The sequence below is a fragment of the Natrialbaceae archaeon AArc-T1-2 genome, assembly GCF_030273315.1.
Taxonomy (GTDB): domain Archaea; phylum Halobacteriota; class Halobacteria; order Halobacteriales; family Natrialbaceae; genus Tc-Br11-E2g1.
The window spans coordinates 755,550-781,329 of sequence record NZ_CP127174.1; the positions used below are offsets into that span (position 1 = coordinate 755,550).

Sequence of the window (25,780 nt, forward strand, 5' to 3'; positions counted from 1 at the left end):
TTTGCGCGCCCCACCAGTCGAGCCTGTTGCCCGACAGGATAGTACCGTTATTGGTTCGTCTCTCGAATCGAACGCAAGAACCTCCGAACACCGACCGAAGCGGCCCTGGCCGTTGGCTCGCGTGACGATCCAGAGACGGGTACAGATAGTTAGGCTGAAGGCGGCGGCGTCCCGAGTCCGGTCCAATGGATCGAGCGTCGGGCGACGGACGGCTTGCGGGGGGGCCGGAGTTGGATGGGTCGCTCGTGAGCCGAAGCTGTGAACTCGAGGACGTCTCCTTCGGTGCCGTCCTCGAGGTCGACGGCCATCCCCGCGTGCAGTGGGCGACGCCACACGGACTCGAAGCCGCCGGCTGTGGCGTCGCGATGCGATTCGAAACGTCCGGTCCCGACCGGTTCGAGACGGTTCGATCGGCTGCCGCCGACCGGCTCACGGCACTGGAACACGACGGTGCGCCGGCGAGCCGACCGCGGGCCTTCGGCGGCCTCTCCTTTCACGACAGCTACGATCACGACCACGACCACGACCCTGCAGAGCCGTGGCAGGGCTTCGCCGGAGCGTCGTTCGTCGTGCCTCGCGTCCAGGTGACCAGAACCGACGACGGCACGTGGCTGACGGTCGTCGCCGAAAGTGACGCGGCGGCGGCCGACGCGCTCGAGACGTGGCGAACGCGATTCGCGACGCTTCCATCGATGCGTCCAAGCGGCTCCGCGCCCGGAATCGACGCGACTCGACGGACGACGGACCGGGAGGCCTGGACTGACGGCGTCGAAACCGCCCTCGGGCGGATCGAGGCGGGTGACCTCGAGAAGGTCGTTCTCGCACTCTCGCTCATCGCAGACCTCGAGACGCCGATCGACGTCGCTGCGACGCTCGAACGACTGCGCCGGCGGTATCCGGACTGTTATCGATTTATGATCGATCGCGGTGACGACGGTATCTTCTTCGGTGCACCGCCGGAGCGGCTCGTCGCGGTCCACGGCGACCACGTCGAAACCGAAGCGCTCGCGGGATCGGTCCCGCGCGGGGAGACGCCCGTCGAAGACGACACGCTCGTCGACCGACTCTGTGACAGCGAGAAGTTCCAGCACGAACACCGCCTCGTCGCCGAGACGATTCGCGACCAGCTCGAGCCGCTTTCGAGTGAGGTGAGCGTCGGCGAACGGACCGTCCGCCGGCTTGCGACGATTCAACACCTGCAGACGCCGATCGAGGCGACGCTGTCGACGGATCGTCACGTCCTCGAGCTCGTCGAGGCGTTGCACCCGACGCCGGCAGTCGGCGGGATCCCGCTTTCGGCGGCCTTCGAGACGATTCGAGAGGTCGAGTGCTTCGACCGCGGCTGGTATGCGGCACCCGTCGGCTGGTTCGACGCCGACGGCAACGGCGAGTTCGCCGTCGGAATCCGCTCGGGCGTCGCGACCGACGATGCGGTCACGCTGTTTGCCGGCAACGGCATCGTCGCCGACAGCGACCCCGGCGAGGAGTGGGAGGAAGTTCAGCTGAAGTTCCGGCCGATCCTCGACGAACTCAGATGACGGCACCGAATCGCGCCACGCTGTGGGGACGGGTTCTCGTCGACGAGCTCGCCGCGGGCGGACTCGAGGCGGTCTGTCTCGCCCCTGGGAGTCGGTCGACGCCGCTTACCGTCGCGTTCGCCGCCCACCCCGACGTCGAGGTCTACTCGCATCTCGACGAACGATCCGCGGCCTTCTTCGCGCTCGGGCGGGGCCGTCGGACGGGCGAGCCGACGGCGCTCGTCTGTACCTCCGGCACGGCGGCGGCGAACTTCCACCCCGCGGTGATCGAGGCGAGCCAGGCACGGGTGCCCCTGCTCGTGCTCACGGCCGACCGCCCGCCCGAGCTACGCGACAGCGGCGCGAACCAGACGATCGACCAGCTCGACCTCTACGGCGACGCCGTCCGCTGGGAGGGGCAACTCCCCGAACCGGAGGCCGACGAACGAAAAGTCCGATCGGTACGGACGACAGCCGCGCGAGCGCTCGCGAAGACCACGCAGACGCCCGCGGGGCCGGTTCATCTCAACTGTCCGTTTCGCAAACCCCTCGAGCCCGTCGAGGTGCCCAGTGACGTCCCCGAAGACTTCGGGGAGACGCTCGCGGGTGGAGGACGGGACGGCCCGTTCGTCGAGACGTCCGGCGGGCGAACGAGGCCGGATCAGCCCGACGTCGAACTGGTCGCGAACGCGCTCGAGGACGCGGCCCGGCCGCTTCTCGTCGCCGGCCCCGCCGACCCGCCTGGGCTCGACGCGGACGCGCTCGCGGAGCTCGCGACTGCCGTCGACGCGCCGATCCTGGCCGATCCACTCTCGGGCGTCCGATTCGGCTCCCACGTCGTCGACGTACCCGTCTTCGGGGGGTACGACGCCTACCTCGAGGCCGTGCCCGATCCGGACGTCGTCGTGCGAACGGGCGCGTCGCCGACCTCGAAATCCCTCCGGCAGTACCTCCGCGACGCCGACGCCCGGCAGTTCCTGGTCGATCCCGCCGGCGAGTGGCGCGAGGCGACGTTTACCGCCACCGACCTGCTCGCGGTCGACCCCGAACTCCTGCTCGCGGCGGTGTGTGAGACCCTCGCCGACTGCGACGCCACGAGTGCGACCGAGGACGGCTGGCTCGAGCGGTTCCGCGTGGCCGAGGATCGTCACTGGGCCGTCACCGACGAGGCCTGCGAGCCCGGAGCGGTTGCGGACGCGCCGTTCGAGGGTGCGATCCTCGCGGCCGTCCTCGAGGGCGCGCCCGACCCCGCGACGGTGTTCGTCTCCAACAGCATGCCCGTCCGCGACGCCGACCGGTTCGGCCGGCCGCGCGAGGCCGCGCTTACGGTGCTGGCGAATCGTGGGGCAAGCGGCATCGACGGCATCACGAGCACGGCCCTGGGTGCCGGTAGCGCGACGACGGAGCCACTCGTCTGTGTGCTCGGCGACCTCGCCTTCTATCACGACATGAACGGCCTGCTCGCACTCTCGCGGTGTGGCGTCGATGCGACGATCGTCCTCCTGGACAACGACGGCGGCGGCATCTTCCATCAGCTCCCAATCGAGGCGTTCGATCCGCCCTTCACCGAGCAGTTCAAGACGCCTCACGGTCTCGCGTTCGACCCCGTCGCAGAGCTGTACGACCTCGAGTTCGAACGCATCTCGCCCTCGGCGTTCGCAGACGCCTACCGAGCGTCGCTTTCGGCGCCGGGGACGCAGGTACTTGCCGTCGAGTTCGACGCCGAGGCGAGCCACCGACGACGGGAAGAACTGCAGCGACGGGTTCGTGACGCGCTCGAGACGTAGCCGAAAGAAATCCGGAATGGGGCGATCGTGGTCGGACGTTCAACCGTCGTACTCGTCATCGAGGACGCTCTTGACGCGGTGTACCGTGTCCCGAGTCGGGCTCCCTGAACACGAGAAACGGTGTCGCCCACGTACCGGGTCAGCGTTTCGACCGTAGCTGTTGGCCCGAGACGTCTCGAGTGTGGATGGCCGAACGACTTAAATTCGGCTACCCCATACTGGGTTTCGAGAATAGCACAATACGTCCAAACGTGCGTGCCGGATCCGACGCATCCTCTTCCATGTCGACTCCACCCACCCACACGACCGACGTCGAACTGCTCGAACGAGATGCAGACGAGGGTACAGCCGTCCTGTCGTACGACCTGGCGGACCGACCCACGGTCGCCGTCGTCGACGCCGTCGCGACCGTCGAGGGCGTCGATCCGATCTCGCTCGAACCGCTTCACGACGCCGTCGATACCGACGCGCTCGATCGGCTGGTCGGGCACACACGTTCGAACGGAGACGTTCGCGTTACGTTCGCCTTCGCCGGATACGAAGTCGAAATCGAAATCGGATCTGCCGGGCGGATCCGTCTCGAGCCACGCGACCGGTAACTGACGGATTTCGAGCCCCGAACGGATCACAGTTAGGGAGTAACCATTGTTACAGTCCGCCCCCAACACGCAGTTACGACGAACACGAACATGAACACTGGAATCGTCCTGTTGAACTTCGGCGAACCGCCGGAGCCGGATCGCGACATCGTCGTCGAGTATCTCACGAACATCTTCTACAACAACGCCGACCTCGAGGACGCAGCCACCGACGAGGAGGCGAGAGAACGCTCCCGGGAGCTGGCCCGCCGGCGCGCGCCGGGACTGATCGAGGAGTACGAAGAAATCGGCGGCTCGCCGCTGAACGAGCAATCACGGGCCCAGGCGACGCTGCTCGAGGAGACGCTCGAAGAGCGAGGTCACGACGTCGAGACCTACGTCGGCATGCAGTTTCTCGAACCCTACATCGACGACGCCGTCTCCCAGGCCGCCGCGGACGGGATCGACCACCTGATCGGACTCCCGATCTACCCCCTGTGTGGTCCCTCGACGACCGTCGCCGCACTCGAGGAGTTGCGCGAGTCAGTCGACGCCCGCGACGACTGGGACGTCGAGGTCGACGAGATCACCGGCTGGCACCGCCACCCCACCTACAACCGCCTCCGAGCCGACGCGATCGCGACCTTCGTCGACGAACAGGGTCTCGAGCTGACCGAAGACGGGACGACGCTCGTCTTCTCGGCACACGGCACGCCCCAGCACTACCTCGAAGAGGGGAGCCGGTACGTGATCTACGTCGAGGAGTACTGCGAGACGATCGCCTCCCTGGTCGGCGTCGACGACTACGAACTTGGATATCAGAACCACGAAAACCGCGACATTCCCTGGACCGAGCCCGACGTCGAGACGCTGATCGAGGATCTCGAGACCGACCGCGTCGTCGTCGACCCGGTGAGTTTCATGCACGAGCAATCGGAGACGCTGTCGGAACTGGACGACGACCTCCGCGAGGAGGCCACAGACGTCGGCCTCGAGTTCCACCGGGTGCCGATTCCTCACGACGATCCCCGCTTCGGCGCGGTACTCGCGGATCTGCTCGAGCCGTTCGTCGCGGACTTTGGGCCCGACTACTACGGCTTCCGGCAGTGTCAGTGTCGCGACGAACCGGGGACGATGTGTCTCAACGCGCCACTGCGGCCGGTCGGCGAGCCGTCCGGCGACCGGTAGCCGTCCGGAGCCGAGACGAACGACTCGCCGGTCGGACCTCTCCGTTCCCGAAACCTTTTGCTGGATGCGGCCCGGGCTTGTACCATGAAGGAATCGTTGCTTGATATCCTCTGTTGTCCGCTCGACAAACACGATCTCGACCTCGAAGACGCCGAGTACGAGGGCGACGAGATCATCTCGGGAACGCTCGTCTGTACCGAATGTGGCGAACGCTACCCGATCGAGGACGGCATCCCGAACCTGCTCCCGCCGGATATGCGCGAGCAAGCGCCGGCCTAAGGTGACGACCGTGCCCGGGGAGGAGATCACCGTCCACGTGAGTCACGAGGGGCCGGATACCATCGCGGCTGCGACCGATTCTCTCGAGGTACGCGAGTCGTTCGGTATCGTCCTCGAGAGCCACGGGGGACCGGCTCACGTCCACTGCCGGCTCGACGACGCCCTCGACCGGGTCGTCACGCTCGAGAACACGAACTACTACGTCGAACCGCCCGAGGAGACGTACGTGCCGGTGTTCGTCGACGACGTCGACGAGCCCGTTACGGGCAGGCTCGAGGTCTCGACCGGCTACGGTGCGACGGCGACGACGGTCGCGGTCACCGTCGCCCCGTCGCCCGCCGGCGTCGAGGTCGACGAGAGTCTCTCGCGTCCGCGCGAGCCGGAGCCGGAGCCGACGCCGCTCGAGCGGATAGTAGCTGGCGTCGACTCCGGAACGCTCGGCGTACTCGCTCTGGGGGCGGTCGCGATCGGGACGGCAGCCGTGACGGCCGCCGTCGTCGGTGGATTCGTCGCGTTCGTCGGCTTTCTCGTCGTTGCCGTCGGCGTCGGCGTCGCACTCGTCTTGCTCCTTCGGTAACCGGTAACCGCGGTCGGGCGACGTCGGCGGCCGATCCTGGGTCACGCCGTGTGTGAAAATCACTCCCTTTACGGTCTCGGTCATCGAACCGGACCGACATGGAGGTTTCAGACGAGCAACAGCTCATCCAGGAGACGGTGCGGGCGTTCGTCGACGAGCGAGTCCGTCCCGTCGTCGACGAGGCCGACGAGAGCCAGACGTTTCCAGAGGACGTCTGGGACGCACTCGCGGAACTCGATCTGACCGGTCTGACGGTCCCCGAATCCTACGGCGGGTTCGACGCCGATGGGCTGACGAAAAGCATCGTCAACGAGGAACTCGCGTACGGACACCTCTCGATTGCGACCGCACTCTCCGTACACTCGCTCACGACGTCGTGTATCGCCGAGTTCGGCTCCGACGAACAGAAAGAGCGGTGGCTCCCCGAGATGACGACCGGACGTCCGGTCGGTGCGTTCGCGCTGTCGGAGGCCGACGCCGGCTCGAATCCCGCGGAAATGACCACCGAAGCCCGGAGAGCGGGCGACGAGTACGTCATCGAGGGACAGAAACAGTGGATCACCAACGGTCAGCGTGCGGGCGTCGTCGTCCTCTTCGCCAAGACCGACCGCGACGATCCGGACACCGTCACGCAGTTTCTCGTTCCCGCGGACGTCGACGGCCTCGAGGTCGGCAAGAAAGAGGACAAACTGGGACTGCGTGCCAGCGACACGACGACGCTGCTTTTCGACGACGTTCGGATCCCCGCCGAAAACCGGCTAACGGCGGTCGGCGAGGGGCTGAAAGCGGCCTTTTCGATCCTGACCGGGGGACGTATCGCCATCGCCAGCCAGGCCGTCGGCCTCGCGCAGGCGGCGCTGGACGACGCCGTTGCCTACGCCAACGAACGCGAGCAGTTCGGCGAGCCCATCATCGAACACCAGGCCATCGCCCACAAGCTCGCTGACATGCAGACGAACGTCCAGGCCGCACGGCTGCTTACCCGCGATGCCGCCCGGAAAAACGACGACGCCCTCGATCCGATGGCCGCGAGCATGGCGAAGTACTTCGCCAGCGAGACCGCCGTCGAGGTCGCGAACGAGGCAGTGCAAGTCCACGGCGGCTACGGCTACACCAAAGACTTCGACGTCGAACGCTACTACCGCGACGCCAAGGTCACGACGATCTACGAAGGGACCTCGGAAATTCAGCAGACGATCATCGCTCGGCACCTGAAAGAGTGACCCCCCGCAGCTGGGTGCTTTCGAGCGCGCTCATACGGGCCGCTGTACGTCAGTGCCGGCGAACCCACGACCTGTCTGTGATTTCGCCAGTACATCGGTACAGCAGTCAGTATCACTCCTCGCTTTCGTCGTCACCGGTGGCGGCTCCCTCGAGCGACTCCTCCTCGTCGTCGGACTCGGCGTCGGTCGTCGACGGCCCCTCGTCCTCGATGCCGACCGCGGGTTCGAACTCGTCGATTGGTTCCCACTCGTCTTCCTCCGAGGAACGGAGCCGCCGCCGTAGGAGTACGATCGCGCCGACGATCCCGAGGGCGACGAGTAGCCGTCGGAGACGGCTGCCACCTCCCTCGGTCGGTTCCTCACCGACGTCGACGTCAGCATGCTCATCTGCTGACTCCTCGTCCGACAGCTCTTCCGGTACGTCTTCGATGATTTCGGGCGTCTCCTCGTCCACCGACCGCTCCTCGAGTTCGCCGCTTCGGCGCGTGCCGACGAGGTAGCCCACCGCGGCACCGAGCCCGAGCACCGCACCCACTACCGGTAGCCGGCGTCTGCTCGCCCGCTCGGCGTCGGACTCCTCGACGGCCTCGACGATCGAATCCCGCATCGGTGACTCCATTCCCTTGCCGACGGCTTCTTTTACGACACGCTCGGAGAGGCGTTCGTCCTGTTGGCTCTTGTCGGACATATCGTGGTCGACGACAACACTGTAAATAGTTCTGTCCAACGTTTCGATTATTTTTTGCAGACAGTAATCCGTTACTCGCTACCTAACGACGTCGTTCCGAGCGACAATCGCCGACTACCCACCGTTCGCCGTCCGGGAACGTCGTCGGCGGAATCGACTCCCGTGCCGGGCCGGTTCGAAACCTCGAGCCGAGGCGGACAGTCGTCGGAGACAGTCCGACCTCGGAACTGGCTACGTGACGGTTTGTGTGGCTGCAACCGTGCTAGCTAATGCCTTCCATAACGAAACGGGTAGAGTCCAACGTGGTGGTATGAGCGTCATTCGACGGCCGGGCATGCTCGGTCGAACGACACAGCGCCGCCTCGTCGGAACGACGGCAGCACTGTCGGCCGCGCTGGTCGAGACGCTCGCCGTCGGCGCGTGGTTCGTTCTCGTCACGGAAGCACGAACGGTCTCGACGGCGATGGCCGGTCTCGGTGTTCTCTTCTGTGGTTCGTTGCTCCGGGTGAGCGTCTTCGGGGCGGCGACGAAACAGCCCGTCGACGTGTTGCGTCCGCGACGGCTCGTGGCCGTTCCCACCCTGGCGGGCTGTTGGCTCGTCTGGCTGCTCGTCGCCGAACGCGTGTCCGGACTCGCTGGAATCGGCGTCGCCAGCGTCGTCCTCGCGGCCGTCCTTACCGGTCAGTTCGCCCTCGAACGACGGGTGTTCCGCGTCGGTCGGGTATATGATACCGCCTCACACACGGGCCTCGTTCCGGTCCTGATCGCCGTTCCGGGCGTCCTCGTCGCCGTCGGTGCGACGGCCTTGCTCTCGACGGCGTGGCTTCTCGACTGGACGCTCACGGCGACGGCGTTCTCGCTCGAGGGAATGACGCTCGTCCTCGAGCTCCAGTCACTTCACGCCGGCGTTCTCGCGTTCGGCTGTGCCTCGTTTCTCGCCCAGCAGCGGCGGTTGTACCGTCTTCTGACTTCGTAGCTGGCCACGCCCTACGCACCGACGTTCTGGTCGCTCTCGAACGAGTCCGGGTCCGGTTCGATGGCCGCGTACTCGACGGCTCGCCGACCGAGCGTGGCGACCCGCTGCTCGAGGCTCTCCTCGACGAACGCGCCGTCTTCGAACGCCTCGCTGGCGTTCGGAACGACCGCCTGGTGTGGGAGCACCCACGCGTTGAGCGCCCGGCAGACGGATCGCAGGTGCTCGAGGGTCGTCACCGGGAACGAGCCACCCGAGACGGCGAGCAGCCCTACCGTCTTGTCCTCGAACTCCTCGAAGCCACAGTAATCGAGTGCGGTCTTCAGCGGCGAGGAGTACGAGCCGTGATACATCGGCGAGCCCAGCAGGACCGAATCCGCCTCGCGTACGCGGGCGGCGAACGCGGCGGCGTCGCCGGCGTCCTCGCGGTCGACGTCGGCGTCGAAAAGCGGCAGTTCCCACTCGCGCAAATCGAGCAGTTCCGTCTCGGCACCCAGCCGGGACGCCTCCTCGAGGGCGCGCTCGAGGGCGAGCCGGGTGTAACTCTCCTCGCGCAGGCTGCCACAGATCGCGACCACGCGAACGGACTCTCCACTCCCATCCGAATCGGTCTCTGTCACGGTCGACCACTCGACTCCCCACGTGAAAAACCCCGCCGGCGGGCCGTCGGCGGACCGGTCAGCGACGGAGCCGTGCGACCGTCTCCTCGCTGCCGTCCTCGAGGGTGACCAGCCCGTCCTCGGCCAGGTCCTCGAGTAGCCCTCGCAGCCACGACCGGCCGTACTCGCCGTCGGGGGCGTAATCGACTCAGATCCGGTGGCCGAGCGCGTCGAGCTCGAGGTCGTCGTACTCCCGAAGCGTGGCGATCACCCGACCCCGGAACTGGCGACGGCTCCCCTCGAACCTGGGCTGGGTGGGGACGTCGGGCGCAGTGAAGTCGCCGGTGGCGTAGGCGGTACACCACTCGCGCCAGGGACAGCCGACCTCGTCACAGCGAGGAGTCTGCTGACAGGCGACGCCGCCCAGTTCCATGATCGCGTTGTTCCAGACGCGTGACTCGCCGGCGGGCATGAGCTCGTTCGCTGCTCGCTCGAAGGCCCGATCGTCATCCGGGACGTCGAAGGCGCGATATTTGCGGAAATATATTGGTCGTGTCCCAAACTCGTCTAGAGTCGTAACTGACTCCTGTGGAAACAGGGTCACCTCTGGTACCTACCCCGAAGTGACCCATGCACGCCACAATCGACGCGCAAGTCACGGTTAGCATCGACTTAGACAAAACGCTACCGCTTGCCACTCTCGCTGAATCTCTCACAGAGCTTCACCTCGAGGCGACGATCCTCGAGGAGCTTGTCAAAAGCCTCGACGAGCGCCTCGTCGAGGCGTACTGTGGGGAGAAACACGCGCGCGGAAACGGCGATCGCCGTTTCCAGCGCGCCGGAACCACAACACGAACAGCTGTGACAACCGCAGGAGAGCACGAATTTTCCCTTCATCACGTCAAAGACACCGCTGCCACCGGTGACGATCCTACCTACTTCCGCCCTCTCGAAGATCTCATCAAATTCGACGGGCAGCGCATCTATCAAGAGGATATTTCGCTCCAGAGTACCGAACTCGCTACGTCGCTCAGCTTTCGTGATGCCGTTGCCCACGGCGACGGCTTCACTCCGATGCCTTCGAGAACCACGATCAACCGCCGAGTCCGTGAGTACGGCAGCAAACTCGGTGACTTCGTTCGTGATCGGCTTCCTGGGACGAATGCAGACACTGTCGTTCCTGACGGAACGAAGTGTCATAGCCAGGACGATCACTGCACGTACCACGACGTCAACGTCACTCTCGGACAGATCACCGAAGACAACGCGGAAACCACGCTCTTAGACGTCAATGTCAACGAACCGTGGGACGATACAGCAGAAGATCTCGAAGAGAACGAGGCGATCACTGACGACGCGACGGTCGTCAGTGACGCCGAGGAATCCCTCGTCGACGCCTTCGAGACCAGCTATCGATCTCATCAGCTCGATCTCGTTCATGTCGGTCGAACGCTTGGATACAAGCTGTGGAAGGACGGTACCTTTTCGCTCGAAACGCGGAAAGCGATCGCCTCAGACGTCACAAACGACTTGTTCCATCTGAAAAACTCGGTTGCGCTCCATGCACCGAGGAATGAGCGTTTGGCGATCCGCGAGCGGATCGACCAAACGCTCGAGAACCTCACGAAGGAGGCGTGGCGCTTAGTGGCGTTCAAAGCCTGAACTGATGGGTGAAACCGAGTGCGGTTGACCGGTTTCACTCATCAGTCGACGCTTGGAACGGTACTTAGAGCAACAGGACTCTCCAAAAGCAGCGGCGTACCTCCGAAAATGGGCACAAGCAACCGTCACATTCGCCGAACTCGCACTCGAGGGACAAGAGGTTCTGTGGACATCGAACGTGGTTGAACGAGCCATGGGCGAAATCTCGAAGCGGTGTAAAAACCAGTGGATGAGATGGACAGAGTCCGGCTTAGAATCGCTCCTCTGGCTCAATCTCGTGAGATATGCCGATTCCGAGCAGTTCGCGGCGTTCGCCGACGAACTGCTCGAGCGTTCAGCCAAAACAGCCATGACATTGGAGGTGTCAGTTGACGCTACCAGAGGCGAACTCTAGACGAGTTTGTGACGGGACCAGTAGCTATCCGCGAGTTTCTTGTATGCCCAGGGATCCTCGGGATACTCCTCGATGAGCGCCTCGAACTCGGCCCTGCTGTCAGCGGTTCTACCCAGTTCCGCGAGCGAGTCGGCGACGAAGTGGCGAAAGTCGAGAAGAAACTCGTCGTCTGCGTCCGGAAACTGCTCGCAGACCTCCCGGCAGAACTCGAGTCGGTGCTCGTGATACGCCGGATCGTTCTCAGCGACGGTGGCAAGATCGCTATCGAGCGTTCGAATGAACGCCTCGAGTGAGAGAAACGTCGGTAATGTTCGGTCTGCCTCTCCGATGGTCGTACTGTCGTCGGGTATGACGGCGAGGATGTACTCCCAAGCAGTTAGCCACTGATCGCAGGCCTCAGCGCGGTTTCCCTTCTCCCGGAGATCGCGTCCCTCCTGTACGAAGTCGTATATCCGTTCTTCATTCGGAACCTCGGGTGCCCAGCGCTCACAGAGTTCCTGTGCCGCCATCCAGATAAAGTCCTGATCGTAGCCTGTGGCATCGACCTCGTATTCGGCTTCCCACTGCTCAGAGAGTGTCGTCGCCGAAGCGAGGTCTTCTGCTCGGTCCCGAAACGCCGCCTCGTTTGTTTCGATGCCGTGATCCGCGAGCTTCTCAACGATTTCGTCCGTCGAGAGTGCTTCGACATCACTGAGTTCCCACGCATCTGCAGGATAGGTACCGTCTGTTGCATTGGCTGTTCGTTGCTCACGCTGGATGGATTGACTGGCGTCCGTGTCTGCGTCGTTACTGCTCTCATCTACGCCGTGTTCGTCGACGTATTGCTCGACACGCTTTCGATCGATTCGGCTCAGTTCGTCACGTTCGTGGGACTCGTAGAGATGCTCTCGGAGCGCAGTCTTCTCATCGAAAGTTTGTTCGCAGTAGCGACAGTCGCTCATTGGTCGAAATACGTAGGGAGGGCGGTAAAACAACTGGTGTCAATGGGACATCCCCGACAAAGCGGCCAAGAATCATTGTGGCCTGTGATATAGTCTCCACCAAAGAACCACCTTACCAATCGATTCGAAGGAGGATTCCAATCATTTGGTAAGGTAAGTACTTTAGAACGAAGTGTGTTTTAATTACCTTCACGGGCTACGTCTATTGGATGACTGCCTACATCTATTACCATTATCCAGATGATCCCCAATACTCTCTCGCATACGTTACTCAGGATCAAGACGAAATAACCGCTGGACAGAACGCAATTATTGAGCGTTATGAGCTTGATGAAGAGTTCTTCGTGTTGTATACGAATCAAGGGGCCAGTGGGACAGTCGAAAATCTCGACGATGATTTCGAAGATGCACTCGATGAGATGTCACCACAGAACCGGACGATAGCTATACGACTACTCCAGATTTTCGAAGAGATAATCGAAGAGAAAGAACTTGAAGAGGATGCAAAGCTCGAGATATACAAACAGATCGAACTTGAGCGGATCCCCGATGCGATCGACCGAATCAATTGGGACTGCGCAGCTGTCGATGTTGCTGGTCAGCTGATGTCTACCCTCATTCTCAAGCATGCGCTTCCCAATGCAAATCATCGGACATCGATCAGTATGGCAAAGTGGTATCTAGAAAGTATCGAAACAGGATTCTCATTCCCGGAATTTGCCACTGAAGAGTACGACTGGAAGAAATGGGTCAACGAGTATATTATCGAATCTAAGCGGATCCTCACTGTTCGACGAAATACCACGGCATTTTCTCTGCTTGCAGAATGGGGTTGTGACGTCGTCAAACGAAAGAACGATATTGAGATCAATCTCGCGGAGTATAATCTTGATCTGTCGCAGTCAGATGCCTACGAGTATTACGGGGACAAGCATACTGATCTCTGTACAGAGTTCCTTATTGAGTCGGTTACACGGGCTGGACACGATGAACTGATTAGTACTGATGGAATCAGTAAAATGGAATTTGTCACGTATCTCGAAGAGTCAGAATAGCGGCGCTAATCCTGAAGATGAGCGACTGTACGCCCGAGTTCACGGGCATGTTCGCTTTCGCCTACATCGTACCGCTCTTCTATTGAGCGGAGTCGTTCTTGGAAGGTCATTTGGTGAAGCCTCCAATAGCTCCTGTTCTAAAGGAGACGGTTCTGACATAAGAACGTTTTCCTAGCTCTTATACTTAGAACCAGCCGGCCTTGCTTAGACATCAGTAACAACGTTCTTTGGCAGTCAAACAAGCTCGAATGTCGTGTGTAGGTTTCGTGGATAGATTGAGATTCAGACTAATTTTACCTTGCGCCAATCCTGTTTCAGCATCAATAAACCGCAGCTACTGCTGGAGTCTAGCAATAGTCTTCCCATCTCGTTCAAGAGTTTGAACCATCCCATCATCAGAAAGATCGTCTAATAAGTCCTGAAGCCAGTCCTGTCCATAGTCACCGTCGGAGGTGTAATCGACTCGAATCCGTGGTCCAAGCTCATCTAACGATAGTTCACCGTATTCACTTAGAGTACGGATGACCCGGCCACGGAACTGTCGACGGCTCCCCTCAAAACTGGGCTGAGTTGGTACATCAGGGGCAGTAAAGTCACCTGTTTCGTAGGCGTCGCACCACTCTCGCCACGGACAGTCGGCTTCATCACATCGGGGTGTTTTCTTGCAGGCGACGGCACCAAGTTCCATAATAGCGTTATTCCAAACGCGAGATCGGCCATCCGGCATTAACTCGTCCGCCAGCTTCTGATACGGTGGATCTTCTGTATTATGTATTTCCGAAAATGCGCGATAACAGACCCGCTCGACGTTCGTGTCGACGACCGCGTCGCCCGCGTTGAACGCGAAACTCGCCACCGCGTTGGCGGTGTAGGGGCCGACCCCCATCAGCTCCTCGAGCCCCCCGGGCGTCGTCGGGAACTCGCCGTCGAACTCCGTCTCGACCTGTCCGGCCGCCTCGTGGAGGTATTTCGCGCGGTTGTTGTAGCCGAGGCTGTGGTCGGTCCAGAAGCCGACGACGTCCGCGCGGTCGGCCGCCGCGAGCTCGGCTGTCGTCGGCCAGCGCTCGAGAAAGCCCTCCCAGGCCTCGACGACGCGCTCGAGCTGGGTCTGCTGGCTCATCACCTCACAGACGAGGATCTCGTAGGGGTCGTCGGTCCGTCGCCACGGGAACTCGCGGTGGTCGTCTTCGTACCACGCGAGCAGGGCCTGGCGGACGGCCGCGAGGTCCTCGGGCAGGGTCCACTCGGTGTCCGGATCGGTCATCGCCCGTCGTTGGGAACGAACGCCCTTTAGGCCTGCCGATAACGCTGTCATAGCGGGGCGTACTGACCGCCAGTCAACGTACCAGATTCAGATACTGTCTTTCGTGGCGTGCAAGAGACAGGGCGAATATACAACACCAGCGTACGGTCAACGATCTGCCAACACAGCACGAGTTGAGACAACCACCAGTGCAAGACAAAGGACGATCATACTCCCTTGCGAAGCCACGGCGACAGCGGAGTCAACCTCTTCGCCGGTCGCAAACGCGATTATGTCGGGAACGGCACGGAGTGAGCCCAGAACACCTAACGCTCCCAGTGCACCGAGCCCGTAGACTGCAAGACGCTCGCGGTCGGTCTCCTGACCTACAGTTGCAAATCCAACGACGAGAATGCCAAAGAGAGCCGGGATGAGCGCCGTCATACTGGCGAAGTCGGTGAGAACCCAAGCGCCGATGCCAAGCACGACCAACACAACGCCGATGATGAGTCCACTCGTGAATGCGAACGGCGTACTGTCTGTCATAGCTGGATGTTTTGCCACCAGCCCTTATAGGTTAGTCATATTATCGATAAGATCGGCAAGTCAGCTACCAACGGCTGAAGCCGTTGGCTTGTCAGTGGACTCCCGTTCTGCCGACACGTAGGCGTCGGACGCCACTTCAGTAGCGTTCACGGTCATCGTTCCCGACTTCAGGGCGTACTGACAGAACGCCCCTCCAGCGGGGGACTTCTGCCCTCGCTGGAGTTTCAGTGCCAATTTTCGGGCCACGTTCTTCGCTGCGTTGTAGTCAGCGTTTGCCGAGTACGAGCAGTCAAGACACTTGAACTGTTGCCCGTCGCGGTTTTCTTCGAGTGTACACCCACACTTCGAGCATTGCTGGCTGGTGTAGGACGGTTCGACTGTTTCGACCACGATGCCAGCCAGTTCTGCTTTGTTCGCGGTTTGTTCTTGCAGCTCGCGGAACGCCCACTGCTGAAACCTCTTGTCGTCGCTGATACGCTCTCGAATCCGCTCCAAGTCCTCGAAGGCGATGTGCGTACAGCCGTGGCGCTTGGCTTCCGCGACGATCTCTTTGGAACACCGATGAAGATAGTCTTCGCTCCACCGACCGAACCTATCACCGATCCGTTGGAACGTCAGATGGGCGCTCCGTGTTCCAGTCTGTTGGAGGCTGGCACGTCGTTTTTCGAACTCGCGGCGTTGGTGGTTGAGGTAGTCGGCGTTCCCGACGAATGCACCCGTTGAGGTCACTGCAATGTGGTCATCAACGTTGCAGTCCACGCCAAGCACGTTCGAATGCTCGGCTTTCTCAGGACGAGTAACGTCGAGTTCCCGTTCCATCACTGCGTGCAGGTAGAACTCGTCGGCTTCGCTGTCGTAGTGGACGGTGCTGGTCGAAAAAGAGTACTCGTCGTTCAGCAAGTACTCGCCATGTGGTGTGCCGTCTGGGTCGTCGGGTAGGTCGTATTCGCATTCGACTCTGCCGTTGACGGTGGCGAGACTTACTTTATCGCGGTAGTAGGTCGCTGCCCGCTTATCGTAGACGATGCTGAACGTGTCGTAATGGGGTTTGCTGGTGTTCTCACCGTCTGCCAGCCGGTCAACGCAGTTGTCAATGTCGTCGGTGGCGCGTTTGATAGCCTTCTGGACGAGATTCGCGTGCAGGTAGTCGGTTTCTTCACGAAGGTCGTCGTAGATAGCGGCTTCGGCTTCGCTCGCAGGTTTCCAGTAGAGGAGTATGCGAACGTTCTGTGAGACTCCTCCAGTCGACGGCTCGCTCGAAAGCGATATGGGGCCGTGGCTGGTTGTCCCGGCCATGAGCCTCGAGGAGTTGAACGAGGAGATGCAGGACAGCTACTCCGAACTGGGCGAGGAACTCACCGTCTCGCTGGATCGGGAGACCAGGAACGAGCTCGCCTTGCTCGAGACCGCACTCGAGCCCGACGAGACCGACGAACTCGTCCGGCGGGCGGTCCACATGCTCTTTCAGACGGCCGTCGACACCGGTAACCTCGATTTCCACCTGCGGTCGGGCTACGACGTCACCTACGACGAGTACCTCACGGGGATGACCTTCGAGGAGATGACCGGTGAGGACCGGTATCCGTCGATGGACGACGAACGTCGGTACCAGTTCTAGCTCTCAATCAATCGTCGCCACGCGCGCGTTCGAACGTCTCGATCGCAAGCTCCCGCCGGTCTGCGTGATCGACGATCGGCGCGGGATAGTCGGGCGCGAGGTCGCGCCGTCGGGTCGGCTCGAGGTCGTCCCAGGCGTGGATCGCCTCGGCCGGGACGCCCTCGAGTTCGGGGACGTACTCCCTGATGTAGGCGGCGTCGGGGTCGTATCGCTCGCCCTGTGTCATCGGGTTGAACACCCGGAAGTACGGCTGGGCGTCTGTGCCAGTCGAGGCGGCCCACTGCCAGCCGCCGACGTCGTTCGCCGTGTCGTGGTCGACGAGTTTCCGTCGGAACCAGTCGTAGCCCGCCCGCCAGTCGATCAGGAGGTCTTTCGTGAGAAACGAGGCGACGAGCATCCGCACGCGGTTGTGCATCCACCCCTCCGCACGGAGCTGGCGCATCCCCGCGTCGACGATCGGGTAGCCGGTCTCCCCGCGTTGCCAGGCCGCGAATTCGTCGGGGGCGGTTCGCCACTCGATCTCGCGTTCGTACCTCGAGACGTTCTCGCGGACGATCTCGGGGTTGTAGGCGAGGACGTGGGCGTAGAACTCCCGCCAGGCGAGCTGACGTCGGAACTCCCAGACCGACTCGCGGTCGGCGTCGGACCGGGCACGCGCTATCGCGTCCTCGGTCGCGGCGTACACTTCCCGGACCCCGAGCGTTCCCCACGTGAGGTGTGCCGAGAGTCGCGAGGTTCCCTCTCTGGCCGGGTAGTCCCGATCCTCGGCGTAGCGGTAGATGTCTTCCCGACAGAACGACTCGAGGCGGGCCTGCCCGGCCGGCCGGGTGACGGCCGGCAGTGATGCCTCGGGCTCGTCGAATCCCAGCTCCGCGACCGTCGGCAGGGGCTCGCCCTCGACGGCCGCGAGCTCGTCGGCGGCGGGCGGGTCGACCGGATCGGCTTTCGTCCGGTCGCGCCACTTCGTCCAGAAGTACGAGAAGACGGAGTAGTGCTCGCCCTGGTTCGGCGTGATCGAGCCCGGCTCGTGGGCGATGGCGTCCTGACAGGTCGTGACCTCGAGGTCGGCGTCCTCGAGTGAAGCGGTCACCGCCCGGTCGCGCTCGCGGGCGAGGCCGCTGTAGTCGTCGTTCCAGCTCACGCCGTTGGCCCCGTACTCGGAAGCGAGGTCGGGCAACACCGCGCTCGGCTCCCCGTGGGCGACGACGAGGTCGCTGTCGTGTGCACGGTAGCTATCCCGGAGTGTGGACAGGGCTTCGAGCATGGCGGCCACGCGGACGGACGAGGCGTGTGTGAGAATCGTCGGGTCGAAGACGAAGACCGGGACGACCGGGCCACGCTCGGTGCCGGCCGAGAGTCCGCGGTTGTCCGCCGGCCGAAGGTCCCGCCGGTGCCAGTGGATATGCATACGCGTGACAACGACCGCACGACGGAAAACGTGATCTGCTATCCGCCGGGTGGGATGCCGCCCTCGAGCGAGCGTCGTGCCGATTCGAGGACGCCTTCGACCGTGTAGTTGACGCCGATGTGAACGCTGACGGCGGCGAGGATGGTCCCGGCGACGACGTCCGAGAACCAGTGGATACCGAGATACATCGTCGAGAGGACGACGCTGCCTGCGAGTACGCCCGCGACGGGTACCCACAGCGGGTACTCCTCGCGGGTGAGCCACGCCAGCAGGAAGACGGTCACCGACAGCGACGTGTGCAACGACGGAAAGACGTTCACGCTCTGGTTGACCGTGTGTGTCAGGTAGCCGTACTGCGGAACCGTCTCGTACAGCAACCCGTCGAAGGCAATGTTGTCGAAGTTTCGCGGACCGTACGCGATGAACAGGGCATAACAGACCAGCCCGATCCCGTAGTTGGCCGTGAACGCGACGATCAGCGTCGAGAGATAGTCGGTCTCTTCGAGCGCGAAGTACGCGATAAACGGGAACGAAAGCAAGAACGCGTAGCCGTAGATGTAGACGAAGACGAAAAACGAGGTGAGTTCGGGCGTCTGGAACGATTGCAGTACCAGGACGGGGTTCTCACCGAAGACCGTCCGCTCAAGCGCGTAGATGTACGGCGTGATGTTCTGGCCGATGATCCGCCAGGAGAGCCACGGCATCACGTCCTGCGTGCTCCAGCGAACGAACAACACGCCGGCGAGCACCGAAAGCGAAAGCGCACAGGCGCGGACGCGGGGTCTGAACTCCCGGAGTGCGGTCGTGAACCGCCGTGGACCGACGAAGACGAGCGTCGCCGTGACGAGCATCGTCGCGACGACCACCGCGAGCTCGAGCAAGACCCCGGCGAGCACCATACCGAACCGATGGACGTCCAGCAGTTTAAACGGTGAGATTCACAGACCCTGCCGGGACGTTCACGCGAGGAGGTTTCCGTCCTCGTCGTAGCGATACCCCCCGGCCTCCTCGAACCGAGTGCGGACCACGTCTGGGTCTATCTCGCCGTCCGTGCCTGGAAAGGTCAGGACGTCCGGGCGCTGTGATCGCCACTCGTCGCCGAACACGCCGACCAGTGCATCGGGGGTAAGCGCCGGCTCGGCACGTCCGTCGCAGAACTCGTCGACGACGTATCGACGGTCGACCAGCTGTGAGACGACCTCGCGGAACCGATGATTCCCGAGCTCCGGGCGACGGGTGTTGTAGCCGACGAGATAGAACGATCGCGTCGACGTCCCCATCGTGGACGTGCCGGGGTCGTCCGCGACGGGCTCGAGCGTACTCGGCGTGAACGACCCACGAACGAGGTCGACGTCGTCCGCGAGCAACGTCTCGACCACCGTGGTCGCGGTCGGCGAGACTCGAAACTCGAGTCCGGCGTCCCCGTGATCTCCCTCGAGCAGGTCTTCGTAGCCGGGAACGCCGTCCCGCCGAAGGACGTGGTCGTCGTACGGCTGGAGTTCGAGTCGGTCGCCGCTCGCGTCCGCGAACGTGAACAGACCGGAACCGACCGGCTCCTCGTTGTCCCAGGCCAACGCCTCGGTGAGCGACTCGTCGATCGGTTCGGTGCGGTCGGCCCAGACGTGTTCGGGAAGCAGCGGGATCGTCAGCGCCCGCCGGGCGACTGCCCTCGAGCGATCGTCAAACGAGAACCGGACGGCCCTCCGACCGACTCTCGAGACGCCGTCGATGGCGGTCACGAGTCCTCGGTGTCGTGGCGCGGGGAGTGGACTCTCGGTCGCACCGTCTGCGGTATCCTCGAGGAACGCGACGGTGAACGTGACGTCTCCGGGCGTGATCGACGTCCCGTCGTGCCAGGTCAAGCCGTCTCGTAACGGGACAGTCGCCTCGAGTTCGCCGTCTTCGTCCCACCTGACGTCGTCGGCCAGCCAGGGGACGTAGCCTCGAGGCGTTTCGCGAACGAGGGGATCGTACAGCAGATCACAGACGAACTCGACGTCCGCGACGTCGACGGCGACGGGGTTGAGCCGGTCGATGCTTACCTGGCCGAACAGCCCGGCCCGGACCGGCTCCTCTCGGTCGTGCTGTGAGGAGACGTGCTCGAGCAACTGCACGAACTCCACCGGCCGACGTGGTGGCGCCGAGAGTCCGAGCGACGAGTTGGCCGCGCCGAGACGATCCGGGAAGACGATCGCGGTGTACGGCGACGTCGCTAACAGATACTCGAACAGTTCGGTGAGCGGCTCCTCGCGGTCGTCGTCGGTCGCTTGCCGCTCGAGCAGCTCGTCGACCGTCGGATCCGAGAACCCGAACGGGTTCTGCCATCCCCGTTCGCCGGCGAAATCGGAGTGTAACAGCGCTCGAAGCGCATCGGGATCGTCGAACCCCGGATGGCGCGTCACGAAGAGATCGAAGTCGTGCTCGAGGAGGACCTCGCGGTACAGCTCCGGCGGATCGACCGGTTCCGGAACGGCGTCTACTCCCGCTGCCCGAAGGTTTTCGGCGTGCTGGCTGGCGATCTTCGCCGCGATCGGATCGTCGTCCGGCGGCGGCGTCTTGACGGTCAGTGACACCTGCTCGGGTGCGGAGTTGCCGGCTCGAAACCGGAGGTCGTCCGAACAGCCGGCCAACGCGGTCGCCGCCGCTCCCGCAGCCGCGAGCAGCCGCCGTCGGCCGATCGATTCACTCGTCACTGTCGACACGTTGGCCACCGCGAGGTATAGACGTTTCTTCGGCCGGCGGAGTCTCTGTCCCTGTGGGCGTCACGGCGTTTCACAGAAATTGTGCGTCGCGAACACCTGTCCGTCCTCGGTCAGATAGATACCGACGCCGCCTCGATCCCACGACGCTTCGAGGATGGCCTCCCGGTGTGGCGGCGAATTCATCCACTGGTCGACGAGTCCCGCGGCGAGTTGCTCCGGCGTCTCGTGTCTGGTCGTCCCGCCGTCGGGCTGGGCGATCGGCCGCTCGAGGTGGGTCATCGCGATGTTCTCGCCGTAGGCCCGACAGTAGCCGGCGACGTCGGTAAAGCGATCCATCGGATCCTCGCCGTCGGGGTTCGTGTGCTCGAAGTACGCACGCTCGTGCATGTCGGCGCTGTGGGCTCGCGAGACCGACGCGATAGTGCCGTCCCACTCGATGGGATCGAGACCGCGTTCGGCCCGCCGATCGTTGACCTCGTGGTGGACGTAGTCTTCGACGGCGGCCGACGAGACCGTTCCGCCGGCGGCCTCGTAGGTCGACTCACCGGGATCTGCCGGATCGACCCGGTCGGGGTCGCGGTCGCCGGCCGGTGGTGGATCCTCGAAGCCGACCGGACCCGTCCGATCCTCGAGGTCGTCGATCAGTCCCGGGCCGACGAGGACGGCACCGGCGACGAGCGCCGCGAGAACGACGGCGACGACGAGCATCCGGAGGATAGCGAAGAGGACGCGGGCGACGGCACGAACGGGGCCGGAACCGTCGCTCGAGGCGGCCGACGGAGCGTCGACGCGGCGGGGACCGGGCATTCGTCTGCCGTTCGTCGGCCGAGGACAAGTCAGTGCCGTTGACTCGCGGACAGTGCGAGCAATCTCGTCGCGGCGGACGACGGCTCGAGTGCAGTCCGTGTGTCGATCCGTTCGGACGGGTATCGTACGGACCGTTGTACGTCTGTACCGGCGCAACCGCGACCGTTCTGGGTTGCACCGGTACATCGGTACAGCAATCCGTATCAGCCCGTCTCGCCGAATATCGTCTCGTGGACGCCGACGACCAGTCCTGGCACGACGGCCATGAAGAGGTGTTCCTCGAGCGGGATACCGGCGACGTCGATCCCCGTCCGGAGATCGATCGAGAAGACACCGACGGCGAGGGTGTACCGGTCCCAGAGATACGCGATCGGATACAGCGCAGCGATCGTGACGGCGGCCCTGTCTATGGCGTCGGCACGCCACAGGAGGGCGGCGGCGACCGTCCCCCAGACGACCTCCGTGACGAGGTAGGTGTACCGGCCGAAGACGCTAATGTCGGGAACCATGACACACCGATTCGACGGCCATCCGGAAAAAGGCGTGTGCTCGCCACACAGTCACCCAGACGTGTGCGGGCGGTACGTTGAATACCGTCGCGCGAGTAGCCTCGCGCGAAACGATGGATATCGCCGAGATCGCCACCACGGACTACGTCGAGGTCGATGCCGGGACGCGAATGGGACAGGTTCGTTCTCTCTTCGAAAACGGAAATCCGAAGGGGCTCATCGTCACGAACGACGGTGAGTACGAGGGAGTGATCGGCGAGCGCGAGGTGCTTCAGTCACACGTCGAAGACGACGCCACGGTGGCGGCGCTCACGAAACCGAGCCGGACGGATCCGGCCCCGACGGTCGGCCGAGAGGAAAACGTCCGCGAGGTCGCCCGCAAACTCATCGAGGGGAACGCAAAGATCGCACCCGTCATGGAGAACGACGACCTCTGGGGGATCGTCAGCACGGACGCCATCCTCGAGGGCGTCCTCGAGAATCTCGACGCGATCACCGTCGCGGACGTCTACACCGACGATCCGGTCACGCTCGAGGAAGACGACGGCATCGGGAAGGCGATCAACTACCTGCGAGAACACGGCATCTCCAGGCTGCCCGTGCGCAACGAGAACGGCTATCTCACCGGTGTCGTGACGACCCACGACATCGCCGACTTCGCCATCCGGAAAAACGAGACGACGACGACCGGCGACCGCGTCGGCGACACCGACCGAATGCTCGACGTGCCGGTCTACGACATCATGAACAGCCCCGTCGAGACGGCCTCGATCGAGGAGACCGCCCGCGAGGCCGTCGAACGGATGCTCGAGAGCGACTACGGCGGGCTCGTGGTCACGCCCGACCACGACGACCGCGCCATCGAAGGCATCATCACCAAGACCGACGTGCTCCGGGCGCTTACCTACACCGAACGCGAGCACATGGACGTCCAGATCACGAACATCTCACTGATCGATACGATCTCGCGTCAGTCGATCGTCCAGCACATCGAGGAAGTCTCCGATAAGTACGCCGACATGCAGGTGTTTCACGCTCACGTGCGCTTTCACGAACACAAGGAGAAACTGCGTGGCACGCCGCTTATCGCCTGCCAGATCCGCCTGCGGACCAACAAGGGCCAGGTCGCCGGCTCCGGCGAGGGCTACGGCGCGGAGAACGCCTTCCGGGTCGCGATGGACAAACTCGAGCGCAACGTCCTCGAGCTGAAAGGGCTCGAACACGACGAGGAGTATCGCGGCCAGTTGTTGCGAAAGCTGAACGAGCTGTAGGCGTCGGCGCTCGGTCCGCGTTTCGTTTCGTCCGTCCACACACGGTCGAAGCGTACGGACGGGAGGTGCCGATCGAGTCGTCGTGATTATTTATCTATGCGAATATGTTCGCCCGGATTCTCTCGAGATAGGAATCGACTCCAACCACTTATATCTCGAATCTGGGTTTGAGTATCATGAACAAGAACAAATACCGACGGCGTATCGAAGACGGCGAATCCGCGACGGTGGCAGTCACGAGAGCCGTTGCGAGAGTCAGCAACACTCCTAGCGAAGAGCTTCCCACGCTCTATGGATCGATACCCACGAACGCCCTCGATGCGCTCGTCGACCGCGGCGACGACGTGCAGATTCGATTCGAGTACGACGGCTTCGACGTCGAGGTGACGGCGGAGGAAGTTCGCCTCGAGAAACGCCACTAGCGACTCGTCGCCGGTCGTTCCGGAACCGACTCTGCGAACGCGACACGTCCGAAGCGTCGGTTACACTCTCTCCGTCGCATCGCTCCCTTCGAGTCCCGTCTCCGTGATTCGGAACTGGACGGACTCGCCGGCGGGTTTCGAGCGGTGTTTCGCGAGCGTCGCCCGACGGTTGCCGCCACGGAAGCGCTCGAGGCGGACGACGGCTCCGGTCCAGTGTTCTAAGGTGTTGCCGCCAAGCGGCCGGGTTCGGTCGGCGTCGGGGTCGGCGAACACCTGGTTTGTGACGACGACCGCCAGATCGTGTTTGCGTGCAAGCGAGAGCAGGTGTGTCACCTGTCGCGTGACCCGTCGTAAGGCGTCGCCTTCTGCGTCGTCGTCGCCGCGTTCGAGCCGGTAGAAGCCGGTCGCGCTGTCGAGGACGATCAGGTCCGCCCGGTCGGCGAACTCCTCGGCGTCCCGGACGGCTTCTGCCTGCTCGTCGAAATCGAGGGCGTCCTCGATCACGATCCGGGACGCGACCGCCTCGACGTCGTCGGTTCGGGCCTCGAGCAGCTGGTGAAACCGATCGACGGAGACGCCTTCGGTGTCGACGTAGACCGTCGTCCCCCCGGCGGCGGCAGCCTCGATCGAGCCGCTCAACGCGAGATTCGTCTTGCCGGACGCCGGCGGGCCGTACAGCTGGGTCACGGTGCCGCGTTCGAACCCTCCCCCCAACAGTTCGTCGACCGGCGCACAGCCGGTCGGAATCGCCTCGTCGTTCACGCCCGGACCTGAGGTGCAGGCGAGCAAAAAGCTCCCGGACACGCGTCGTCCGTGCGGAACACGTTTATCCGCCGGCGACGCAACTGCATCCGTGATCGTCGTCGCCACCGATGACTTCGAAGTCTACCACGGCGTCGTCAACGAGCTGCGCGAACGCGGCGTGACGTTCACGACGATCGAACCCGACGAGGAGCTTCCCGAGCGAACGAGCGTCGTCGTCACCGACGCCGAGTACGCCGGGGCCTTTCCCGAGGCACAGACGGTCGTCGCCGACCCCGACGGGGCGAGACGAGCCGTCGACGGCGCGCTCGCGACGCTTCGGAGCGGGAGTGGCCGCACCGTCGTCGGCGTCGACCCCGGCCGAAAGCCAGGCATCGCCGTTCTCACCGGCGAGACCGTCGTCGCGGCGTTTCAGGTTCCGCTGGCCGACGCCGTCGACGTCGTCGAACGCGAGATCACCGACGCTCCCGATCCAGTCGTCAGGATCGGCGACGGCGCACGTCTCCAGGGAGCACAGCTGATCACCGACCTCGAGGACGTCCGGGTCGAACTCGTCGACGAAACCGGGACGACGCCCTACCTGGGGACCGGAACGCGGGGGATGGGCGACGTGCTCGCGGCGGTCAACATCGCCCGCCTCGAGGGCGAGCCAGTCGACGCCCGCGAGATCGAGCCGACAGAAGGCGAACTCCGCCGGATCAAGGAACGCTCGCGCGAACACAGCGAGACGAACCGGGCGATCGACGACGGGCTCGCCAGACGCGTCGCTGCCGGCGAGTTGACGATCGGAGAGGCACTTTCCGAACATCGGCGACGGGATACCGACACCGATCTCGAGCCAGAGCCCGGCGACGAGAACGGTTGAACGCCAGTCGTCGTCCGTTTCCCGATCCCGGAACGTCGTCCTCGACCCCGGCAAAAAATAACGATCGTCGGAGTCACCCGGTCGCGCTCGAGCGGCCGTCACCGACGGTGACAGACCGCGAGATGGGACCGGGTTTCAGCGTCCGTTGACCGACACTGTCGCGTCG

General features: G+C 63.3%; 25 protein-coding genes and 2 pseudogenes. 14 read left to right on the forward strand and 13 right to left on the reverse strand.

The window, feature by feature from the left end:
• Positions 1-185 precede the first annotated feature (185 nt).
• From QQ977_RS03800 to QQ977_RS03830, 7 genes are all read left to right on the forward strand, one after another.
• A complete protein-coding gene (locus QQ977_RS03800) occupies positions 186-1,538 on the forward strand; it encodes an isochorismate synthase (RefSeq protein WP_285927623.1) in 1,353 nt (450 codons plus the stop codon).
• The gene (gene menD / locus QQ977_RS03805) at positions 1,535-3,304 is read left to right on the forward strand and encodes a 2-succinyl-5-enolpyruvyl-6-hydroxy-3-cyclohexene-1-carboxylic-acid synthase (RefSeq protein ID WP_285927624.1); all 1,770 of its coding nucleotides are present in this window, start codon (positions 1,535-1,537) and stop codon (positions 3,302-3,304) included. Before QQ977_RS03800 ends, menD begins: the two co-directional genes overlap by 4 nt.
• Positions 3,305-3,585: 281 nt before the next feature.
• A complete protein-coding gene (locus QQ977_RS03810) occupies positions 3,586-3,903 on the forward strand; it encodes a HalOD1 output domain-containing protein (protein ID WP_285927625.1) in 318 nt (105 codons plus the stop codon).
• Between the two features lie 90 nt (positions 3,904-3,993).
• Positions 3,994-5,070 carry a ferrochelatase gene (gene hemH / locus QQ977_RS03815; RefSeq protein WP_285927626.1) on the forward strand — a complete coding sequence of 359 codons (1,077 nt, stop codon included), beginning with the start codon at positions 3,994-3,996 and terminating at the stop codon, positions 5,068-5,070.
• 84 nt (positions 5,071-5,154) lie between these two features.
• Entirely contained in the window at positions 5,155-5,349 is a 195-nt protein-coding gene (locus QQ977_RS03820) for a methytransferase partner Trm112 (RefSeq protein ID WP_285927627.1), read from the forward strand.
• Position 5,350: 1 nt separating this feature from the next.
• On the forward strand, positions 5,351-5,926 hold the full coding sequence (locus QQ977_RS03825; RefSeq protein ID WP_345783352.1) for a DUF7524 family protein: 576 nt from the start codon (positions 5,351-5,353) through the stop codon (positions 5,924-5,926).
• Positions 5,927-6,024: 98 nt separating this feature from the next.
• The gene (locus QQ977_RS03830; protein WP_285927628.1) at positions 6,025-7,149 is read left to right on the forward strand and encodes an acyl-CoA dehydrogenase family protein; all 1,125 of its coding nucleotides are present in this window, start codon (positions 6,025-6,027) and stop codon (positions 7,147-7,149) included.
• 112 nt (positions 7,150-7,261) lie between these two features.
• On the opposite strand, the gene QQ977_RS03835 is transcribed toward QQ977_RS03830, so the two are convergent.
• The gene (locus tag QQ977_RS03835; protein WP_285927630.1) at positions 7,262-7,837 is read right to left on the reverse strand and encodes a hypothetical protein; all 576 of its coding nucleotides are present in this window, start codon (positions 7,835-7,837) and stop codon (positions 7,262-7,264) included.
• A 310-nt stretch (positions 7,838-8,147) separates the two neighbouring features.
• Between QQ977_RS03835 and QQ977_RS03840 the strand changes: the two genes are divergently transcribed.
• Positions 8,148-8,813 (forward strand): hypothetical protein, encoded by a 666-nt coding sequence (locus QQ977_RS03840; protein ID WP_285927631.1) that lies wholly within the window; start codon positions 8,148-8,150, stop codon positions 8,811-8,813.
• Positions 8,814-8,824: 11 nt separating this feature from the next.
• On the opposite strand, the gene QQ977_RS03845 is transcribed toward QQ977_RS03840, so the two are convergent.
• Entirely contained in the window at positions 8,825-9,430 is a 606-nt protein-coding gene (locus QQ977_RS03845; RefSeq protein WP_285927632.1) for an NADPH-dependent FMN reductase, read from the reverse strand.
• Between the two features lie 58 nt (positions 9,431-9,488).
• Positions 9,489-9,941: pseudogene (locus tag QQ977_RS03850) on the reverse strand (A/G-specific adenine glycosylase); the annotation flags it as partial.
• A 98-nt stretch (positions 9,942-10,039) separates the two neighbouring features.
• On the opposite strand from QQ977_RS03850, the pseudogene QQ977_RS03855 reads away from it, so the two are divergent.
• Positions 10,040-11,465: pseudogene (locus QQ977_RS03855) on the forward strand (ISH6 family transposase).
• On the opposite strand, the gene QQ977_RS03860 reads toward QQ977_RS03855, so the two are convergent.
• Positions 11,462-12,406 carry a tetratricopeptide repeat protein gene (locus QQ977_RS03860; protein WP_285927633.1) on the reverse strand — a complete coding sequence of 315 codons (945 nt, stop codon included), beginning with the start codon at positions 12,404-12,406 and terminating at the stop codon, positions 11,462-11,464. The pseudogene QQ977_RS03855 and the gene QQ977_RS03860 sit on opposite strands and share 4 nt — an antisense overlap.
• A 209-nt stretch (positions 12,407-12,615) precedes the next feature.
• Between QQ977_RS03860 and QQ977_RS03865 the strand changes: the two genes are divergently transcribed.
• On the forward strand, positions 12,616-13,461 hold the full coding sequence (locus QQ977_RS03865) for a hypothetical protein (RefSeq protein WP_285927634.1): 846 nt from the start codon (positions 12,616-12,618) through the stop codon (positions 13,459-13,461).
• 334 nt (positions 13,462-13,795) lie between these two features.
• On the opposite strand, the gene QQ977_RS03870 is transcribed toward QQ977_RS03865, so the two are convergent.
• From QQ977_RS03870 to QQ977_RS03880, 3 genes are all read right to left on the reverse strand, one after another.
• A complete protein-coding gene (locus QQ977_RS03870; RefSeq protein ID WP_285927635.1) occupies positions 13,796-14,725 on the reverse strand; it encodes an A/G-specific adenine glycosylase in 930 nt (309 codons plus the stop codon).
• Positions 14,726-14,872: 147 nt separating this feature from the next.
• Positions 14,873-15,250 carry a hypothetical protein gene (locus QQ977_RS03875; protein WP_285927637.1) on the reverse strand — a complete coding sequence of 126 codons (378 nt, stop codon included), beginning with the start codon at positions 15,248-15,250 and terminating at the stop codon, positions 14,873-14,875.
• Positions 15,251-15,310: 60 nt separating this feature from the next.
• Complete coding sequence (locus QQ977_RS03880; RefSeq protein WP_285927638.1) at positions 15,311-16,546, reverse strand: RNA-guided endonuclease InsQ/TnpB family protein; 1,236 nt, start codon at positions 16,544-16,546, stop codon at positions 15,311-15,313.
• Between QQ977_RS03880 and QQ977_RS03885 the strand changes: the two genes are divergently transcribed.
• Positions 16,545-16,868, forward strand: a complete 324-nt coding sequence (locus QQ977_RS03885) for a hypothetical protein (protein ID WP_285927640.1) — start codon at positions 16,545-16,547, stop codon at positions 16,866-16,868. The two genes, QQ977_RS03880 and QQ977_RS03885, sit on opposite strands and share 2 nt — an antisense overlap.
• 7 nt (positions 16,869-16,875) lie before the next feature.
• Here QQ977_RS03885 and QQ977_RS03890 read toward each other — a convergent pair whose 3' ends face one another.
• The 5 genes from QQ977_RS03890 to QQ977_RS03910 form a co-directional block, all read right to left on the reverse strand.
• Positions 16,876-18,276, reverse strand: a complete 1,401-nt coding sequence (locus tag QQ977_RS03890) for a cryptochrome/photolyase family protein (RefSeq protein WP_285927642.1) — start codon at positions 18,274-18,276, stop codon at positions 16,876-16,878.
• A gap of 38 nt (positions 18,277-18,314) precedes the next feature.
• A complete protein-coding gene (locus QQ977_RS03895) occupies positions 18,315-19,175 on the reverse strand; it encodes a phosphatase PAP2 family protein (protein ID WP_285927643.1) in 861 nt (286 codons plus the stop codon).
• 60 nt (positions 19,176-19,235) lie between these two features.
• A complete protein-coding gene (locus QQ977_RS03900; RefSeq protein ID WP_285927645.1) occupies positions 19,236-20,969 on the reverse strand; it encodes an ABC transporter substrate-binding protein in 1,734 nt (577 codons plus the stop codon).
• A gap of 69 nt (positions 20,970-21,038) precedes the next feature.
• Positions 21,039-21,785, reverse strand: coding sequence for a CAP domain-containing protein (locus QQ977_RS03905; protein WP_285927647.1), 747 nt, complete (start codon positions 21,783-21,785; stop codon positions 21,039-21,041).
• 203 nt (positions 21,786-21,988) lie between these two features.
• On the reverse strand, positions 21,989-22,294 hold the full coding sequence (locus QQ977_RS03910) for a lycopene cyclase domain-containing protein (protein WP_285927648.1): 306 nt from the start codon (positions 22,292-22,294) through the stop codon (positions 21,989-21,991).
• Between the two features lie 113 nt (positions 22,295-22,407).
• Here QQ977_RS03910 and QQ977_RS03915 point away from each other — a divergent pair, with 113 nt between their 5' ends.
• Both QQ977_RS03915 and QQ977_RS03920 read left to right on the forward strand, forming a co-directional pair.
• Positions 22,408-23,565 (forward strand): CBS domain-containing protein, encoded by a 1,158-nt coding sequence (locus QQ977_RS03915; RefSeq protein ID WP_285927649.1) that lies wholly within the window; start codon positions 22,408-22,410, stop codon positions 23,563-23,565.
• A 176-nt stretch (positions 23,566-23,741) separates the two neighbouring features.
• Positions 23,742-23,987, forward strand: a complete 246-nt coding sequence (locus QQ977_RS03920; protein ID WP_285927651.1) for a HalOD1 output domain-containing protein — start codon at positions 23,742-23,744, stop codon at positions 23,985-23,987.
• 60 nt (positions 23,988-24,047) lie between these two features.
• Here the strand turns inward: QQ977_RS03920 and radB are convergent, their stop codons facing one another.
• Positions 24,048-24,749: a DNA repair and recombination protein RadB gene (radB, locus tag QQ977_RS03925; protein WP_285927653.1), complete on the reverse strand. Its 702-nt coding sequence runs from the start codon at positions 24,747-24,749 to the stop codon at positions 24,048-24,050.
• Positions 24,750-24,840: 91 nt separating this feature from the next.
• On the opposite strand from radB, the gene QQ977_RS03930 reads away from it, so the two are divergent.
• Positions 24,841-25,614, forward strand: a complete 774-nt coding sequence (locus QQ977_RS03930; RefSeq protein WP_285927654.1) for a hypothetical protein — start codon at positions 24,841-24,843, stop codon at positions 25,612-25,614.
• Positions 25,615-25,780: the final 166 nt, after the last annotated feature.